This window comes from Bartonella sp. MU70NMGDW (assembly GCF_042194085.1).
GTDB lineage: Bacteria > Pseudomonadota > Alphaproteobacteria > Rhizobiales > Rhizobiaceae > Bartonella > Bartonella grahamii.
This window is the reverse complement of sequence record NZ_JBHIMK010000557.1, coordinates 328-591: the sequence shown is the minus strand read 5'-3', so window position 1 is coordinate 591 and position 264 is coordinate 328. Positions and strand designations below refer to the sequence as shown.

Below are 264 nucleotides of genomic sequence, written 5' to 3'. Positions count from 1 at the left end.
CAAGCACAATTGATAGCTTTATTGGACGATTTGCCGGAAAAGTTAAAAAAACACTGACTGTGGAAGAAATGAACGAAATTGCTGCCTCTGGTTGGGCGGGGAAAAAGTGAAGATTTCTGTAGATACAAATGTTTTAGCCCGCGCTGTTTTACAAGATGATAAAAAGCAAGGTGAAATAGCAAGTAAGATCTTAAGAGAAGCTTCTCTCATCGCGATTTCTTTGCCCTGGCTCTGCGAACTTATCTGGATACTCCGCCGCGGGGC

General features: G+C 43.2%; 2 pseudogenes. Both read left to right on the top strand.

The features are described 5' to 3' along the window. A pseudogene (locus ACFIKE_RS12140) lies at positions 1-110 on the top strand (AbrB/MazE/SpoVT family DNA-binding domain-containing protein); the annotation flags it as partial. Beyond that, positions 107-264 (top strand): annotated as a pseudogene (locus tag ACFIKE_RS12135) (VapC toxin family PIN domain ribonuclease); the annotation flags it as partial. The pseudogenes ACFIKE_RS12140 and ACFIKE_RS12135, both read left to right, overlap by 4 nt.